Origin of the sequence: Mesorhizobium sp. M7A.F.Ca.MR.176.00.0.0 (genome assembly GCF_004023165.1) — a bacterium.
Taxonomy (GTDB): Bacteria; Pseudomonadota; Alphaproteobacteria; order Rhizobiales; family Rhizobiaceae; genus Mesorhizobium.
Window position 1 is genome coordinate 1 of the sequence record NZ_RZTC01000342.1, and the last position, 240, is coordinate 240.

The window sequence follows — 240 nt, forward strand, 5'->3', positions numbered from 1 at the left end:
CAGACCGTGACGAGGGAGACGAAGTCCGGTGCTACAAGGCGAACCAATCGATCGAAGGTCGCGAAATCATCAGCCAGAAGATGGCGAGCACAGCCGCGAAGGCAGGAAAGCCAAAGGCGAACCAGAGCCGAAACAAGGTGTTGTAGCGCTGTGGTGGAGGTTGCTTCGCTGCCGCGCCCTGCATAGCGAGATTGCGCATCTCGATCTGCATCCACACGACTGGAAGCCAGAACAGGCCGG

1 protein-coding gene is annotated in these 240 nt (G+C 59.2%); it reads right to left on the reverse strand.

The features are described from left to right. Positions 1-31: 31 nt before the first annotated feature. Positions 32-240: DUF2269 family protein (locus EOB59_RS35155; protein ID WP_128290320.1), on the reverse strand; the 209-nt coding region annotated here is incomplete at its 5' end.